This window comes from Deltaproteobacteria bacterium, assembly GCA_035063765.1.
GTDB lineage: Bacteria > Myxococcota_A > UBA9160 > UBA9160 > PR03 > CAADGG01.
This window is the reverse complement of the sequence record JAPSFT010000009.1, coordinates 173,007-188,421: the sequence shown is the minus strand read 5'-3', so window position 1 is coordinate 188,421 and position 15,415 is coordinate 173,007. Positions and strand designations below refer to the sequence as shown.

At 75.1% G+C, this 15,415-nt stretch carries 10 protein-coding genes; 7 read left to right on the top strand and 3 right to left on the bottom strand.

The window, feature by feature from the left end; all coding sequences use genetic code 11:
- Window positions 1–13 precede the first annotated feature (13 nt).
- From OZ948_09480 to OZ948_09470, 3 genes are read left to right on the top strand one after another with little or no spacing between them, the layout of a single operon-like run.
- On the top strand, window positions 14–958 hold the full coding sequence (locus OZ948_09480) for a TRAP transporter TatT component family protein (GenBank protein ID MEB2344961.1): 945 nt from the start codon (window positions 14–16) through the stop codon (window positions 956–958).
- Complete coding sequence (gene dctP, locus OZ948_09475; GenBank protein ID MEB2344960.1) at window positions 955–1,968, top strand: TRAP transporter substrate-binding protein DctP; 1,014 nt, start codon at window positions 955–957, stop codon at window positions 1,966–1,968. Before OZ948_09480 ends, dctP begins: the two co-directional genes overlap by 4 nt.
- Window positions 1,965–3,764: a TRAP transporter large permease subunit gene (locus OZ948_09470; GenBank protein MEB2344959.1), complete on the top strand. Its 1,800-nt coding sequence runs from the start codon at window positions 1,965–1,967 to the stop codon at window positions 3,762–3,764. The genes dctP and OZ948_09470 overlap by 4 nt, the downstream gene beginning before the upstream one ends.
- Before the next feature lie 9 nt (window positions 3,765–3,773).
- Here the strand turns inward: OZ948_09470 and OZ948_09465 are convergent, their stop codons facing one another.
- The gene (locus OZ948_09465; protein ID MEB2344958.1) at window positions 3,774–6,047 is read right to left on the bottom strand and encodes an MMPL family transporter; all 2,274 of its coding nucleotides are present in this window, start codon (window positions 6,045–6,047) and stop codon (window positions 3,774–3,776) included.
- A gap of 112 nt (window positions 6,048–6,159) precedes the next feature.
- Between OZ948_09465 and OZ948_09460 the strand changes: the two genes are divergently transcribed.
- Both OZ948_09460 and OZ948_09455 read left to right on the top strand, forming a co-directional pair.
- Window positions 6,160–9,987 carry an NAD(P)-dependent oxidoreductase gene (locus OZ948_09460; protein ID MEB2344957.1) on the top strand — a complete coding sequence of 1,276 codons (3,828 nt, stop codon included), beginning with the start codon at window positions 6,160–6,162 and terminating at the stop codon, window positions 9,985–9,987.
- Window positions 9,984–10,574 (top strand): hypothetical protein, encoded by a 591-nt coding sequence (locus tag OZ948_09455; GenBank protein ID MEB2344956.1) that lies wholly within the window; start codon window positions 9,984–9,986, stop codon window positions 10,572–10,574. Before OZ948_09460 ends, OZ948_09455 begins: the two co-directional genes overlap by 4 nt.
- Window positions 10,575–10,595: 21 nt before the next feature.
- On the opposite strand, the gene OZ948_09450 is transcribed toward OZ948_09455, so the two are convergent.
- A complete protein-coding gene (locus OZ948_09450; protein ID MEB2344955.1) occupies window positions 10,596–11,570 on the bottom strand; it encodes a DUF3137 domain-containing protein in 975 nt (324 codons plus the stop codon).
- Window positions 11,571–11,573: 3 nt separating this feature from the next.
- Window positions 11,574–12,194 carry a LemA family protein gene (locus tag OZ948_09445; GenBank protein MEB2344954.1) on the bottom strand — a complete coding sequence of 207 codons (621 nt, stop codon included), beginning with the start codon at window positions 12,192–12,194 and terminating at the stop codon, window positions 11,574–11,576.
- A 194-nt stretch (window positions 12,195–12,388) separates the two neighbouring features.
- On the opposite strand from OZ948_09445, the gene OZ948_09440 reads away from it, so the two are divergent.
- Both OZ948_09440 and OZ948_09435 read left to right on the top strand, forming a co-directional pair.
- Window positions 12,389–14,062 carry an NAD(P)/FAD-dependent oxidoreductase gene (locus OZ948_09440; protein ID MEB2344953.1) on the top strand — a complete coding sequence of 558 codons (1,674 nt, stop codon included), beginning with the start codon at window positions 12,389–12,391 and terminating at the stop codon, window positions 14,060–14,062.
- Between the two features lie 55 nt (window positions 14,063–14,117).
- A complete protein-coding gene (locus tag OZ948_09435; protein MEB2344952.1) occupies window positions 14,118–15,383 on the top strand; it encodes a hypothetical protein in 1,266 nt (421 codons plus the stop codon).
- Window positions 15,384–15,415 lie beyond the last annotated feature (32 nt).

The window sequence follows — 15,415 nt, the reverse complement described above, 5'->3', positions numbered from 1 at the left end:
GCGAGGCTCGATCGTGCGCACCCGTTCCCCTCGGCTCCTGCTCCCGCTGCTGCTGCTCGCGCTGGGAACGGCGCCGGGCTGCTCGTTCCGGCGCCTGGCGATGACGGGGCTCGCCGACTCGCTCGCGGGCGAGGGCCCCACCGTCTTCGCTTCCGACGACGACCCGGAGCTGATCCGCGACGCGGCGCCCTTCTCGCTGAAGCTGATCGAGGCGCTGCTCGTCGAGCTGCCCGAGCATCGCGGCCTGCTGCTCTCCGCCTGCTCGGGCTTCACGCAGTACGCCTACGCCTTCCCGCAGGCCGACGCCGAGCTCGCAGGCAATACCGACTACGCGCGCGTCGAGGCGCTGCGCACGCGCGCGCGCAGGCTCTACACGCGCGGGCGCGACGACTGCCTGCGCGCCCTCGAGCTCCGCCACCCGGGCGTCGGCGAGGCGCTCCTGCGCGCGCCCGAGGACGCGCTCGGCTGGGCGGAGCCCGCCGACGTCCCGCTGCTCTACTGGACCGGCGCCTCCTGGGGCGGCGCCATCGCGCTCGGGCTCGACCGCCCCGACCTGGTCGCCGACCTCCCGGCCGTGCGCGCCCTCTTCGCGCGCGCGCTCGCGCTCGACGAGAGCTGGGGCCACGGCGCGATCCACGCCGCGCTGATCTCGCTCGACGCGGTGCCCGAGGCGATGGGCGGCTCGCGCGCGCGCGCGCGCCAGCACTTCGAGCGCGCCGTCGAGCTCTCGGAGGGCGCCAGTGCCGCACCCTACGTGAGCTACGCGGTCGGCGTGGCCCTGCCCGGCGGCGACCGTGCCGGCTTCGAGCGCCTGCTCGAGCAGGCGCTCGCCGTCGATCCCGAGCGCGACCCGAGCCAGCGCCTCGCCAACGCGATCGCGCAGCGCCGCGCCCGCCACCTGCTCGCTTCTGCCGGCGCGCTCTTCGCGGGCGCGCCGGCCGGGGGGGACGCTCCATGAGGACCGCCCGCACGCTCGCCCTGACCCTCGCGCTGCTCGCGCCCGCGCTCGCGGCCCCGGCCCAGGGCCGGCCGGTGACCATCAAGCTGGCCTCGTTCGTGCCCGAGGGCTCGATCTGGGACAAGAACCTGCGCCAGATGGGCGACGAGTGGCGCCAGGCGACCGGCGGGCGCGTCGCGCTCACCGTCTTCGCGAGCGGCCAGCAGGGCGAGGAGGCGACGGTCGTCTCGAAGATGCGGCTCGACGTGCTCCAGGGCGCGGCCCTCACCGTGATCGGCCTCGGCCAGATCGACCCCGGCTTCAACGTCTTCGCGGTGCCGTTCTTCTACGACTCCTACGACGAGCTCCAGGCCGTGCGCCAGGCGCTCACGCCCGAGCTCGAGAAGCGCCTCGAGGCGAAGGGCTTCGTCCTGCTCGGCTGGGGCGACGCCGGCTGGCTGCAGGTGTTCAGCAAGAGCCGGATCACGACGCTCGCCGAGCTGAAGGCGCTGCCGATCTACACCGCCACCGGCGACGACCGGATGGTGCAGTGGTACAAGGCCAACGGCTTCCAGCCGCGGCCGCTCGCCTTCAGCGACATCCCGACCGCCCTCACCACCGGCCTGATCGAGGCCGTGCCGATCACGCCGATCGCCGCCCTCCTGCTCCAGTGGTACCGGACCGCGCCCCACATGCTCGAGATCGGGATCTCGCCCCTGGTCGGCGCCACGATCGTGACGCGCAAGGCCTGGAAGGCGATGAGCGAGGCCGACCAGAAGGCGGTCCGCACGGCGGCCCAGGCCATGCAGGAGCGCCTGCGCACCGAGGTGCCGGAGCAGGACCGCGACGCGATCGCCGAGATGCAGAAGCGGGGCCTCGAGGTGTCGGCGCCCTCGGACCCGGAGGCCTGGCGCGAGGCCGGCGAGCGGTTCTCCGCGCTGATGGCCGGCAGCTACGTGCCGGCCGAGGTCTTCGAGCGCGCCCGTGCGGCGCGCGACGCCTTCCGCCGCGAGCACGGCGCCGCGCGGTGACCCGCCGGCTGCGGGCGGCCGAGGAGGGCCTGGCGGCCCTCGCGCTCGTGGCCATGGTCGTGCTGCCGATCGCCGAGATCGTCGTGCGCCGGCTGGCCGGCGTCGGCATCCCGGGCTCGCAGCCCTTCGTGCAGCACCTGACCCTGTGGGTCGGCTTCCTCGGCGCGGCGCTGGCCGCGCGCGACGGGCGGCTGCTCGCGCTCGCCGCCGCCACCTTCGTACCGGCCGGCCGGCCGCGGGCCGCGGCCCGCGTCTACGCCGCCGCGATCGGCGCCGCCGTGGCGACGCTGCTCGCGCTCGCCTCGGGTGAGTTCATCGCCATCACGCGCGACGCCGGCACGATCGTCGCCGCCGGAGTGCCCGCCTGGGTGACGCAGCTCGTGATGCCGGCGGGCCTCGCGGCGATCGCGCTGCGCCTCGTCTGGCGCGCCGGGACGACCCCCGCGGCGCGCACGCTCGCCCTCCTCGGCCTCGCGCTCGGCACCCTCCTCTGGTGGAAGGGGCCGTCCGCCGCCGGGGTGCCGGCCTGGCCCGGGCTCCTCGCGCTGCTCGCCGCCGCCGTCCTCGGCGCGCCGATCTTCGCGATCCTGGGCGGCGCCGCGGCCTGGCTCTACCTGGTCGACGGCGTGACGCCCGCCGCGATCCTGGTCGAGACCTACGCGCTCTCGGTGTCGCCCACCCTGCCCGCGATCCCGCTCTTCACGCTGGCCGGCCTGGTGCTCGCGGCGGGCCGCTCCTCGGAGCGCCTGCTGCGCGTCTTCCGCGCCTGCTTCGGCTGGATGCCGGGCGGCACGGCCGTGGTCTGCGCCGTGCTCTGCTCCTTCTTCACCGTCTTCACGGGCGGCTCGGGCGTCACGATCCTGGCCCTCGGCGGGCTGCTCCTGCCCGCGCTCCTGCGCGACGGCTACCGCGAGCGCTTCTCGCTCGGCCTGCTCACGGCTTCGGGATCGCTCGGGCTGCTGCTCCCGCCGGCCCTGCCGTTGATCCTCTACGCGGTGGTCGCGCAGGTGCCGGTCGAGGACCTGTTCCTGGGCGGCCTGCTGCCGGGCTTCCTGATGACGAGCCTGATCGCCGCCTGGGGCGTCCGCGAAGGCCTGCGCGGCACGACGCCCCGCGTGTCCTTCGTGCCCGGCGAGGCCGCGCGCGCCCTGTGGGCCGCGAAGTGGGAGCTCCTCCTGCCGGTGGTGGTGATGGCGGCGCTCTTCAGCGGCTGGGCCACGACGGTCGAGTCCGCGGCGGTCGCGGCGCTCTACGCGCTCGGGGTCCAGGGCCTCGTCCACCGCGACCTCGGGCCCCGCGAGCTCTTCCGCGTCCTCACCGAGTGCAACGTCCTGAAGGGCAGCGTGCTCCTCATCCTGTGCGTCGCGGTCGGCCTCACCGGCTGGCTCGTGAACGCGCAGGTGCCGGCGCAGCTCCTCGACTGGACGCGCTCGCACGTCGCCTCGCGCGAGGTGTTCCTGATCGGGCTCAACCTGTTCCTGCTGGTCGTCGGCTCCGTGATGGACATCTTCGCCGCCACCGTCGTCGTGGTGCCCCTGATCGTGCCGATCGCGCTCTCCTACGGCGTCGACCCGGTCCACCTCGGGATCCTCTTCATCGCGAACCTCGAGCTCGGCTACCTGATGCCGCCGATGGGACTGAACCTGCTGCTCGCCTCGCAGCGCTTCGACCGCCCGCTCGTCGAGGTGGCGCGGGCCGCGCTGCCGATGCTGGCGATCCTGGCCCTCGGCGTGCTGCTCGTCACCTACGTGCCGTGGCTCACCCACGTGATGGTGGCGCTGCGCCCGGCGCCCTAGCCGGCCCGCTCAGGGCTCGGCCGGCCGCTCCTCCGCGGCGGCCACGCCGCCCGCGCGCAGCCAGCGCGGCAGCCACCAGTTCCAGACGCCGAGGAGCTGCATCGTCGCCGGGACCAGCAGCGCGCGCACGAGCGTCACGTCGAGTGCGATGGCCACCGCCATCCCGAGGCCCATCTGCTTGACGTAGATCATGTCCCCGGTCGCGAAGGCGCCCACCACGACCAGCAGGATCAGCGCGGCGCTCGTGATGATGCGTCCGGTGCAGGCGAGGCCCTGGATCACGCTCTCGCGGTTGTCGCCGCTGCGCAGCCATTCCTCGCGGATCCGGCTCAGCAGGAACACCTCGTAGTCCATCGAGAGGCCGAAGATCACCGCGAACATCACGAGCGGCACGGTCGAGTCGATGCCGTCGAGCGGGACGGCACCGAGCCAGCCGAGGCCGTGGCCCTCCTGGAACACCCACACGAGGAGCCCGTAGCTGGCCCCCAGCGAGAGCACGTTCATCACGATCGCCTTGATCGGCACCGCGATCGAGCGGAAGGCGAAGAGCAGGATCGCGAGGTTCAGGGCGGCGATCGTGAGGACGGCGGCGGTGCCGTGGAGGCGCAGGGCGTGCATCTGGTCGAGGGTCTGAGCCGTCGGGCCTCCGACGCCGACCACGAGCCCGTCGCGGGGCAGGGCGCGCAGCGCCTCGACCAGGGCCGTCGCCTCGGCGGACCGCCACGAGTAGGGATGGTCCACGATCAGCAGCGCGGTCGAGCCCTCGACGGTGCGCGCGAGCAGCGACGCCGTCGGCTCGCGCGCCATGCGCCGCTCGAGCTCCCCGGCCGGTAGCGCCGGGTCCAGCTCGTCGAAGGCTCCCCGCACGCCCTCGACGCCGGGCAGCGCCTCCATGCGGCGGGTGAGCTCCCGCAGCGCCCGCAGGCTCGCGGGCGCGAGCGCCGGCGCCGGCGTCTCGACCAGCACCGGGATCGCCGCGGCGGCACCCGGATCGAAGCGCTGCGGGTCGGAGAGCCGCTCGTCGATCACCCGCACGTCGGAGTCGGGGGGCAGCGCCCGGGAGTCGGGCATCGCCCCCCGCATGCGCAGGGCCGGGCTCGCCAGGACCAGCAGCACGACGACACAGATGAGCGCTGTCGTAACCGGGTGTCGCATCGACAGCTCGCCGACCCGGCGCCAGAACGGGCTCGGCGCGATCTCCTCGGGCGGCCGCCCCGCCCAGCGGCCCAGCGGGTGGAGCGCCCAGCGGTTCACGTTCGGCCCGAGCCAGGCGAGCAGCGCCGGGAGCAGCAGCAGCGCCCCCACCAGGGCGCTCGTCACGACCGCGACGCCGCCGATCGCGATGCTGCGCAGCACCACCATCGGCACCTGGAGCAGCGCCAGCATGCTGATCGCCACCGCCATGCCCGAGACGAAGACGGCCCGGCCCGCGGTGTCCATCGTCGCGGCCACCGCCTCGACGGGTGACGTCCGGCGCGCGCTCTCCTCGCGGAAGCGCTGCACCAGGAGGAGCGCGTAGTCGAGCGAGAGCCCGAGCCCGAGGAAGGAGCCCACGCTCATCGCGAAGATCGCGATCTCGGTGAACTGGGTGCCGAAGCGCATGGCGGCCGCCGAGAGCGCCACCGAGAAGCCACCGATCAGGATCGGGAGCAGGGCGGCCACGACGCTGCGGAAGAAGAGCAGCGTCAGGAGGCCGGCGATCGGCAGCGCCACGCGCTCGGCCTGGAAGGCATCCGCGCGCGCGGTGTCCTGGAGCGCGCCCGAGAGCGGCACCAGGCCCCCGATCCGGATCTCGACCGGCGGCTCGACGGCGCGCAGCAGCGGGTCGATGCGCCGGTAGGTCGCGAGCTTCTGGGTGCTGTCGCCGCCGAGCGAGAGGGTGACGAGGGTCTCGCGCCCGTCGCGCGAGGCCAGCGCGGGGGAGGCGGTGTCGTAGAGGCTGGTGGCGCCGAGCACGCCGGGGTCGGCGAGCACCGCGTCGAGCGCGTCCACGATGCGCGAGCCGAACAGGGGATCGCGCACGTCGCCTTCCGGGTTGCGGTAGAGCACGACGACGTCGGCGGAGCCCAGCCCGAAGCGGCGCGCCGACTCCTCGCGCACCCAGGCCGACTCGCTCCCGATCACCTCGAGGCCGGCGGTCGGCAGATGGTCGGCAACCGACGCGCCATAGCTGGCCGCGAGCGCGAGGATCCCCGCGAAGCCGGCGACGATCCGCCGGGGCCGGGCGCCGACCCATGCGCCCAGGCGGGCGAAGGGCGAGCGGAGCGAGGCCTCGGCACGCATGGAGGGCGGAGCCTAACGGCGCGTGTGCGCGCGCGCCCGGGTGGGTGAAAGCCATCGGCTCCGGCTCGACCTACCATGCCCCCGGATCCGGCCGACCAGAGGGGCTCTCCAGATGGCGCCGAGCGAGCTGCTGCTGGGACTCGATGCGGGCGGGAGCGGGATCCGCGCGCTGATCCTCGACCCTGCGCGCGGGCCGCTCGCGAGCGCACGCCATCCCTGGGCGTACCGGCCGGCCTCGGGAACGGGCGGCATGGGCGTCGATCTCGACCTCGACGCGGCCTGGCGGGCGATCGCAGCCGCCGTCCGCGAGGCCGTCGGGCGAGCGGGGGTCGCGCCGGGTTCGATCGGTGGCGTCGCGGCCTCGGCGATGCGCTTCGCGAACGTCGTGATCGCTCGCGACGGGACGCCGCTCTTCGCGGCCCCGAGCCGCGACGCGCGCCCCGCCGGCGTGTGTGGCGAGCCCGCCGCGGAGGGAGCAGCGCTGCACGCGCGCACCGGCCACGGACCCGCCCCGTTCTCGCTGCTCTCCCGCCTGCGCTGGCTCGTACGCGAGGAGCGTGCGGCGCAGGTCGCCCACGCGCTCGCGCTCTCCGACTGGATCGCCTTCCGGCTGTGCGGCGCGCTCGCCACCGATCTCTCGCAGGCGAGCACGAGCGGCCTCTTCGACCTGGCTCGCGACGCGTGGGCCGGGGATCTCGCCGACGCGAACGCGATCCCGCGCGCCTGGCTCCCGCCGATCGTGGCCTCCGGAGCGCGGATCGGCGCGCTCGGCGCGGAGGCGGCGGGCGCGCTCGGCCTGCGCGCGGGCCTCGCGGTGGCAGCCGGCGGCGCCGACACCCAGTGCGCACTGCTCGGAGCCGGTGCGATCGCCGCCGGGGCTGCGGGGCTCGTGACGGGCACCAGCGCTCCTGTGCAGCTCGTCTGCGAGCGGGCGATCGTCGATCCCGAGGCGCGCGTCTGGACCGAGCGCCACGTGGTGCCGGACCGCTGGGTGCTCGAGAGCAACGCGGGGCCGCTCGGCGAGGCGCTCGACTGGGCCGCCGGCATGCTCTTCCCGGGTGCGCCGCGGCCGGTCGCGAGGCTCTTCGCCGAGGCGGCGCGCGCGCCGCAGGGCGCGGCCGGCACGCTCGCCTGCTTCGGCCCGCCGGCCTCGGACCCGCGCGCGCTCGGGCTCCCGATCACGAGCCTCGCGTTCTCGCCGCTGGTCGCGGCCGGCGATCCCGATCGGCGCCGGCTCGCGGCGCGCGCCTTCGTCGAAGGCGCGGCCTTCTCCGTGCGCGCGAACCTCGCGCGGGCGGCGGGGGTCGCGGGCCTGACGCCCGACGCCGTCCATGCGGCCGGCGGCATGGGCGCGAGCGCCACCTGGCTCGCGGTGCTGGCCGATGTCCTCGGCGTGCCGATCCGCACCGGGCCCGCGCCCGAGGCGAGCGCCCTCGGTGCGGCGCTGTGCGCGGGCGTCGCGGCCGGCGTGTTCCGCGACCTCGGCGAGGGGGCGCGGCTCGCCGCCCCCGACGGCGTCGCCGCGGAGCCCGACCCCGCCCGCCTCGCGGCCTACGATCGACACTATCATGTGTGGCGCCGCCACGCCGAGGCGCGAGCCTCGGCCGACGCGCCCGCCGGCGAGCGCCTGCTCCCGGAGCTCCTGCGCGAGCGGGCCCGGGCGAGCGTCGCAGGCGAAGCGGGCGTCACGCCGCGCATCCTCGCGACCGCGGACCTCGATCCGGACTCGCTCGCCGCGCTGCGCGCGTTGGGCCCGGTCGAGCACGCGCCCTTCCGCGAGGCGATGCGGCTCCTGGCCGGACCGGCGCTGGTCGAGGCGCTCGCCGGCTTCGCGGTGTTCGTGACCGAGGTGGACGTGGTGGACGCAGCCGCGCTCGCCCGCCTGCCGGCGCTGCGGGTGGTCGCCGCGTGCCGGGGTGACGCGGTCAACGTGGACGTCGAGGCCTGCAGCGCCTACGGCATCCCGGTCCTCCACGCGCCCGGCCGCAACGCCGACGCCGTGGCGGACCTGACCGTGGCCTGCGCGCTCGCGCTCCTGCGCAAGCTGCCGGAGGCCGGGGCCTTCCTGCGCCAGCCCGGGATCGCGGCCGGCGACCTGGGCCGGATGGGGCAGGCCTTCTCGCAGCTGCGCGGCCACGAGCTCGGCGGCAAGACGGTCGGGCTCGTCGGGCTCGGCGCGGTCGGGCGCGGCGTCGCGCGCCGCCTGCACGGCTTCGGCGTGCGCGTCGTGGTCCACGATCCCCTGGTCTCGCCCGAGGCCGCGGCCCTCGCCGACACCGAGTGGCTCGAGCTCGACGAGCTCCTGTCGCTGAGCCACGTCGTGAGCCTCCACGCGCCGGTGACGGCCGCGACCCGCGGCCTGCTCGACGCGGCGCGCCTCGCGCGCATGCGGCCGGGCTCGTTCCTGATCAACACCGCGCGCGCCGCGCTGGTCGACGAGGACGCGCTCGCCGCGGCGCTGCGCGAGGGCCACCTCGCCGGCGCCGCGCTCGACGTCTTCGCCGTCGAGCCGCCCGGCGCCGACCACCCGCTGCTCCAGCTCCCGCACGTGATCGCAACGCCCCACGTCGGCGGCAACACCCACGAGGTGGGCGCCCACCAGGGCCGCATCGTCGCCGCCGACCTGGCCCGCCTGGTCCGCGGCGAGCGCCCCCTGCACGTCCGGAACCCCGAGACCCTCGACGGCTTCTCCTGGACCGCCCCGCGCCCCGCGCCCGACGGCGCCCGCCTGGCCGCCCTCGCCGGCCGCCCCGCCCCCGCCGTCTCCGACCTCCAGCGCGACGCCGCCACACCCGCCGTCTCCGGGATCGAGCGGCGTGCCGCCGCGCCCGCTGGCGCAGCGCCCGGCCGCAGCTCGCGCGCGGCGGCCGCTGCCGGCCCGGTGCGGGCACACATGGAGCGGCTGCTCGCGGGCTTCGTCGCGCGCGCGCTCGCCGACCCGGAGCTGGCCCGCTTCGCGGGCGACCACGACGTGACCCTGCACTTCCGGCTCGACGACCTCGGCCTCGCGTTCTGGCTGCGCCTGCGGGCCGGCCTCGCGGGCGCCCTCGGCGCGCCCGACGGGCGCCCCGAGGTGGAGCTCACGCTGCCCGCCGACGTGCTCGACGGGATGTTCACCGGGCGGTTGAACCCGATGCAGGCCGCGATGGAGGGCCGCCTCTCCTTCACCGGCGACGCCGCCAAGGCGATGACCCTGCAGCAGATCCAGCCCGCGCTCTCGCGCCACTACGGCGCCGCGCGTGACGAGGTCGGCGATCCCGGCGACCTGGCGGCGCTCGGCGCGGATCCGCCGCGATCCGAGTCGGCACCGGACGCGCTGCGCGAGGAGCTCGTCGAGGTCGTGCGCGAGCTCTACGCCCAGGGGCTGATCACGGCGACCGGCGGCAACGTCTCGGTGCGGATTCCGGGTCGCGACGAGCTCTGGATCACGCCGAGCCAGCTCTTCAAGGGCGACCTGCGGCCCGAGATCCTGGTCCGGGTCGGGCTCGACGGCGCGACGCTCGAGACCCCGGGGGCCGCCCCGTCGAGCGAGCGCCTCATGCACTGTTCGGTGTATCAAGCCCGACCCGAGGCGCAGGCCGTCGTGCACGCGCACGCGCCGCACGCGACGATCCTCGCCAACGCCGGCCTCCCCTTCCTGCCGATCTCGACCGAGGCGGCCTTCTTCGGCGAGCTGCCGCGGGTGCCCTTCGTGATGCCGGGCAGCGAGGCGCTCGCGAAGGCGGTCGGCGAGGCCGCGCGCGGGAGCTGGGCCGTGCTGATGGTGAACCACGGCCTGCTCGTCGCGGGCCGCAGCCTGCGCCGCGCCGCCGACAGCTGCGAGATCATCGAGCGTTCGGCGCAGGTGATCCTCGGCTGCCGCGCCGTCGGCCGCGAGCCTCCCACCCTGCCCGACGAGGTCGTCGCCGAGCTGCGCGCGCTCGGCGACCTCATGGCGTGACGTCCTCGAAGCGGGGCACGCGCGTCCCGATCCCGCTCCCCGCGCGCTTCGAGTCGCGGCTCGTGCTCGGCCTGCTGCTCGCGCTGCTCGCCGCGAGCGCCTGGATGTCCGCGCTCGGGCGGCCGCTCGTCACGCCCGCGAGCCCGTCCGGGATCGTCGACTTCGAGCTCGCGGGCACGGCCGCGCGCGCGGGCGAGATCCTCGCCTCCTGGGACGGCGCCGCCCGCGAGGCCGCGCGCACCCAGACCTTCTGGGACGGCGCCGTCTTCATCCCGCTCTACGTCGTCGCGCTCTCGGCCTGGGTGGCCTGGGGAGCGCGGCGCGCGGGACGCCCCGGTGCGTCCCGCCTCGGGGTCGTCCTCGCCTGGGCGCTGCTGGCTGCCGGCGCGCTCGACGCCGTCGAGAACCGCCAGCTCCTCGCGCAGCTCGAATCCGGCGCCGACGGCACCCGGGCGGCGTGGGCCGCCGCCTGCGCCGCGCTCAAGTTCGCGATCGTGCTCGCGGCGATCGCCTACGGGATCGCCGTCTCGCTGCTCGTGGCGTGGCGCGCGCTCCGCCGCAGCGGCCGGCCAGCCGGTCCGGCCTAGCGGCCGGCCAGCCGGTCCGGCCTAGGCGGCGGGGGGCTTCGACCAGATGCGCGTGTCGAGGTCGAGCTCGTCCACGATGCCGGTCGCGAAGTGCAGCTCGCCCATCCAGCGGCGCAGGGTCGAGGCCTCGAGCGGAGCGGCGGTGTCGACGGCGAAGAAGTCGGTCGCGAGCGGGATCGCGATCGCCACGCGCCCGCTGCAGAGGCTCACGCGGAGCTGCGAGCCCGTGTTCTCGTGGAAGCGCCGGAGGCGCTCCATGAGCGAGGGCGAGAGCAGGTAGCGGGCCTCCGTGTCGTCGCTCGCGTAGACGGCGAAGGCGCGCTCGAAGCCGGGGTCCTCGAGCTGCACGAGGCGCAGCCCGGAGACCCCGTCGAGCGCCTGGAGCGAGCGGCCGAAGGCTCCGAGGCGCCGCTCGGCCCGGTCGGGCAGCACGAGCGTCGTGCCGCCGAAGTGCTTGGGGAAGTCGGCGACGAAGAAGAGGCCGTGGAAGACGGGGACCTCCTCCACCCGTTTGCCGCGCCGGCGCACCCGCACCGCCCGCAGCTCCGAGAAGCGGAAGGCCGTGGCCCCGTGGCGGCCCTGCACCAGGTCCTCGCCGCGGAAGCGATGGATCGGCTCCCCTTCGAAGAGGCGGCTCGCGTCGAACTCGGCGCGCGTGATCGAGCCCTTCGGGAGATAGCGGAAGCTCGGGTCCCAGAACTCGACGGCCCGCCGCAGCACCTCCTGGCGGATGCGGGGGGTGGCGGTGTCGGGAACGCGCAGCATCCGCAGGGCGTCGATCGCGAAGGGCAGCACGATCCCGAGCACGACCAGCTCGAAGCTCCCCACCCACGTACCGAGGGCCACGCCGGCGGCGCCGATCCCGAGCTTCCAGGGCGCCGGCAGCCGGGCTGCCTGCCTGCGTGCGCCTACCGCCTGGCGCTCGCGCTCCACGTCCGCGAGCAGGCCCGCGAGCTCGCCGCGCAGGAACGCCTCGAACTCCTCGGGCGAGCGCATGGCTCAGGAGCGCTGGTGGGCCCGGAAGCGCGCCATCACCTCGGGCGTTGCGTCGTGGCCCGCGGGCACCTCGAAGTACGGCCGCTCCCGGTAGCCCAGGACGAGCGCCAGGAGGTTGGTCGGGAACATCCGGACCACGTCGTTGTAGCCCTTGACCGCCATGTTGTAGCTGCGCCGGGCTGCCGAGATCTGCTCCTCGACCTCGTTCAGCGAGCGCTGGAGCTGCTGGAAGGTCTCGCTCGCCTCGAGCTCGGGGTGGCTCTCGGCGGTCGCGAGGATCCGGCTCACGGCCGGACCGATCTGGCCGTCGACGGCGGCCGCCTGCTCGGGCGGAAGCTGTACCGCCTGCGCGCGCAGGCGCACCAGCTCCGCCAGCAGATCCGCTTCGTGCTCGACGTAGCGCTGCACGGTGTCGACCAGGTTCGGGATCAGGTCGAAGCGCTTCTTCAGCATGACGCCGACGCTCGCGAGCGCCGTCTCCGCCGCGTTGCGGGCGTGGATCACGGAGTTGAAGGCGAGCCCGAGCCACGCCACCGCGCCGGCGGCGAGCCAGCGCCCGTCCACCTCGAGCATCCAGAGCGCGAAGAGCGCCAGTGCGCCGGCGATCAGCCAGATCGAGTGCATGGACCCCCACCCCCGGCGTCGCCTCGGCACGCCGGGGGCCTGGCTTGAGAGGTGCGGCGACCCGGACCGGGTCCGGACGGCCACCCGCCGCTCCGCCGGCCGTCGCCGGCCGGCGGGACTCGCGGGGGCCTTGCCGGCGCCGCGCCGGGGAGGGACGCTGTCGCCGGCCCACCGGACCGGAAGGGGATCCACTCGTGACCGCCGCTTCGGCCGCACCGCGCCAGGGCTGGGACGCCGTCGTGATCGGCTCGGGCCTCGGTGGGCTCGCGTGTGCCGCGTACCTGTGCGCCGCGGGCCGGCGCACGCTCGTGCTGGAGGCGCACTCCGTCGCCGGCGGCAACTCGCAGGTCTTCCGTCGCCGCGTACGCGGCGACGAATACGAGTTCGACGTCGGTATCCACTACATCGGAGAGTGTGGGCGCGACGGCGTGATCACGCGCGTCCTCGACGGTCTCGGGCTCGCCGAGCGCGTCGTCTTCCGGCCGCTCGACCCCGACGGCTTCTCGACGCTCGTCTTCCCCGGCTTCCGCTTCCGGGTGCCGGTCGGCTGGGACCGCTACAAGGCGCGCCTGCTCGAGGCCTTTCCCGAGGAGCGCGAGGCGCTCGGCCGCAGCGTCGACCTCCTGCGCGAGCTCGGCGAGCAGGGACGGAGGCTGCAGAACCGCGAGGCGGCCGCCGGCGAGATCTTCGCGTCGGCGCCGAACGTGGCGCGCTGGGCGCTGCGGCCGGTGACGGAGCTGTTCGCCGCGCACGGCCTCTCGCAGCGCGCGCAGGCGGTGCTGCTCGGCGAGCAGGGCGACTACGGCGTGCGCCCCTCGAAGACGCCCTGCTTCCTGGCGGCCGGCCTCACCGACCATTACATGCGCGGCGCCTTCTACCCCGAAGGCGGGGGCCAGGTCCTGGCGGCACGCCTCGTCGAGGCGATCCGGGCCTTCGGGGGCGAGGTGCGTGTGCGCACGGCGGTGTCGCGCATCGAGATCGAAGGCGGGCGCGTCCGCGGCGTCGTCCTCGAGCGAAACGGAGAGCGGATCGAGGCGCCCGTCGTGGTCTCGAACGCCGACCTGAAGCGGACACTCCTCGAGCTGGTGGGCGCCGAGCACCTGCGCCCGGAGACGGCCGGCCGCGTGCGGGGCTTCCGGATGACGCTGCCGCTCTTCGCGAGCTACCTCGACCTCGACGTCGACCTCGCCAGCCTCGGCGTGCCGAACACGAACTACTGGATCTGGGGCAGCACGGACATCGAGGGCATCTACCAGGAGCTCGAGAGCGGGCAGATGAGCACGACGCCGCTCGCCTACGTGACGGCGGCGTCGCTGAAGGACCCCGGCAATCCCCACCTCGCGCCGAAGGGGCACACGAACCTCCAGATCATGACCCTCGTCCCGCGCGAGTACGCGCTGTGGAACGTCGGGCAGGGCCCCCACGAGGCGGGCAACAACCGCTACCACCTCGATCGCGAGTACCGCCGCCGCAAGGCGGAGCTGGTCGAGCGACTGATCGGGATCGCCGACGGCGTGATCCCCGGGCTCGCGAAGCACGTGGTGTGGAAGGAGTCCGCGACGCCGGTGACCCAGGAGCGCTTCACGCGCTCGACGGGTGGCACCTCCTACGGCATCGAGCCGGCACTCGACCAGATCGGCCCGCTGCGGATCGGTCCCGAGACCGAGATCGGCGGGCTCTTCCTGGCCGGGGCGAGCACCCCTTCGGGCCATGGCATCGCCAACGTGCTGCGCAGCGGCGTCGTCGCGGCGGGCGCGGTCCTCGAGACGGATCTCCTCGCCCTGCTGCGCGCCGGCGAGCGCATCGGGGACCCGGCCCGGCTCCCGCCGCTCGCCGCGGGCTGGGATCCCTGGCGGGCGAGCCGTTGATCCTCCGGCCGGCGCGATGCCGGCCCCGGGCCGGGCCGGAACCAAGGAGATCGTGATGCAAGCGGGTCGCTTCCTTCTCGTGCTGGCGGCAGGTGGGTTGCTCGCGGGGGTGTCGCACGCCTACGACTTCCCCATGCGCCCGCTCACGGCCAACGCCCTCACCAAGAACTCGCTCACGATGAGCGGCGCCGTGGCGGGCTGGGTCTCGTGCGTGCCGGATCCGATCGACGAATGGGATCCCCTGACCTGCGAGATCTGGGTCCACGACGCGAACGGCTCCGGGCCGGCCCAGGCGATCACGGACAACGCCGTCGAGGACGAGTGCGTCGCGATCCATGGCCGCGACGTGGTCTTCCGGCGCGGGATCGGCGCGGGGCAGGTGGTGCTGCGCGACCTCGACGCCGGCGAGACGGTCCTCTCCGCGGCCGGCGTCGACTCCGTCTTCTACGCCTGTCCGCTGATCTCCGCGACGCGCGTCGTCTGGCTTCGCGGCGGCCAGGTGGTGGTGCACGACCGGGTCGCGGACACCGCCCGCGTCGTCGGGTCGAACGCCTCCTACCCCCACCTCGACGGCGACTACGTCGTCTGGCAGGAGGGGGAGGAGGACGCCAGCGAGGTCTGGCTCCTCGACGCGAGCAGCCCCGAGAGCACCCCGCAGCGGCTCACGGACGACGCGGTCCCGGACGAGCGCCCCACCGTGACGGCGGTGCGGGGCCTTGCGGGGACCTACCCCGTCGTCTCCTGGACCACCTATGCCGGCGGCTCCTCCCGGATCCTGGCGTGGAGCGGCAGCACGACCACGATCACCCCTGTGGCGGGACGGAGCCACTACTTCCCACAGGTCACCAGCTACGCAACGGGCTTCTTCCTCTACGAGCAGGCCGCGATCGCCTGGGAGGCGACGGGGCCGCTCGCGCTCCTCTACTGCACCCAGTGCAATGGCGACCCCGCGAACGTCCTCGGGCTCCCGGCGTCCGATCCGTTCCTGGCCGGCTCGCCGTATACCGCCCTCGAAGCGATCTCGGGCGGCTGGATGGTCTTCCAGCGCATCTTCCCCCATCCGGTGTCGCAGTTCGACATCGCCTTCTTCGAGATCGACGGGGCGGTGGTGACACCGATCACCGACGACGCCGAGCTCGACGGCACCGCGGTGCTCGGCTTCCGCTCCGTGCCGCCGGTCGGTCCGGTCGTCGTGTGGCGGCGCTCCGGCGAGACCGGCAGCCAGATCTTCCATGCGCCCGAGCCCGCTGCGGCTCCGCTCGTGGCGCTGCTGGCGCTCGGAGCCTGTCGAGCCCGCAGGGCGCGCTCCGCCCGCGCCTGAGCTCGCCGCACGCGCGATCGCCACCCTTGCGC

Bases quoted from the DNA above. Each gene is read 5' to 3' on its own strand.
- dctP (MEB2344960.1), top strand. From the start codon at position 955: ATGAGGACCGCCCGCACGCTCGCCCTGACCCTCGCGCTGCTCGCGCCC.
- OZ948_09465 (MEB2344958.1), bottom strand. From the start codon at position 6,047: ATGCGTGCCGAGGCCTCGCTCCGCTCGCCCTTCGCCCGCCTGGGCGCA.
- OZ948_09460 (MEB2344957.1), top strand. From the start codon at position 6,160: ATGGCGCCGAGCGAGCTGCTGCTGGGACTCGATGCGGGCGGGAGCGGG.
- OZ948_09450 (MEB2344955.1), bottom strand. From the start codon at position 11,570: ATGCGCTCGCCCGAGGAGTTCGAGGCGTTCCTGCGCGGCGAGCTCGCG.
- OZ948_09445 (MEB2344954.1), bottom strand. From the start codon at position 12,194: ATGCACTCGATCTGGCTGATCGCCGGCGCACTGGCGCTCTTCGCGCTC.
- OZ948_09435 (MEB2344952.1), top strand. From the start codon at position 14,118: ATGCAAGCGGGTCGCTTCCTTCTCGTGCTGGCGGCAGGTGGGTTGCTC.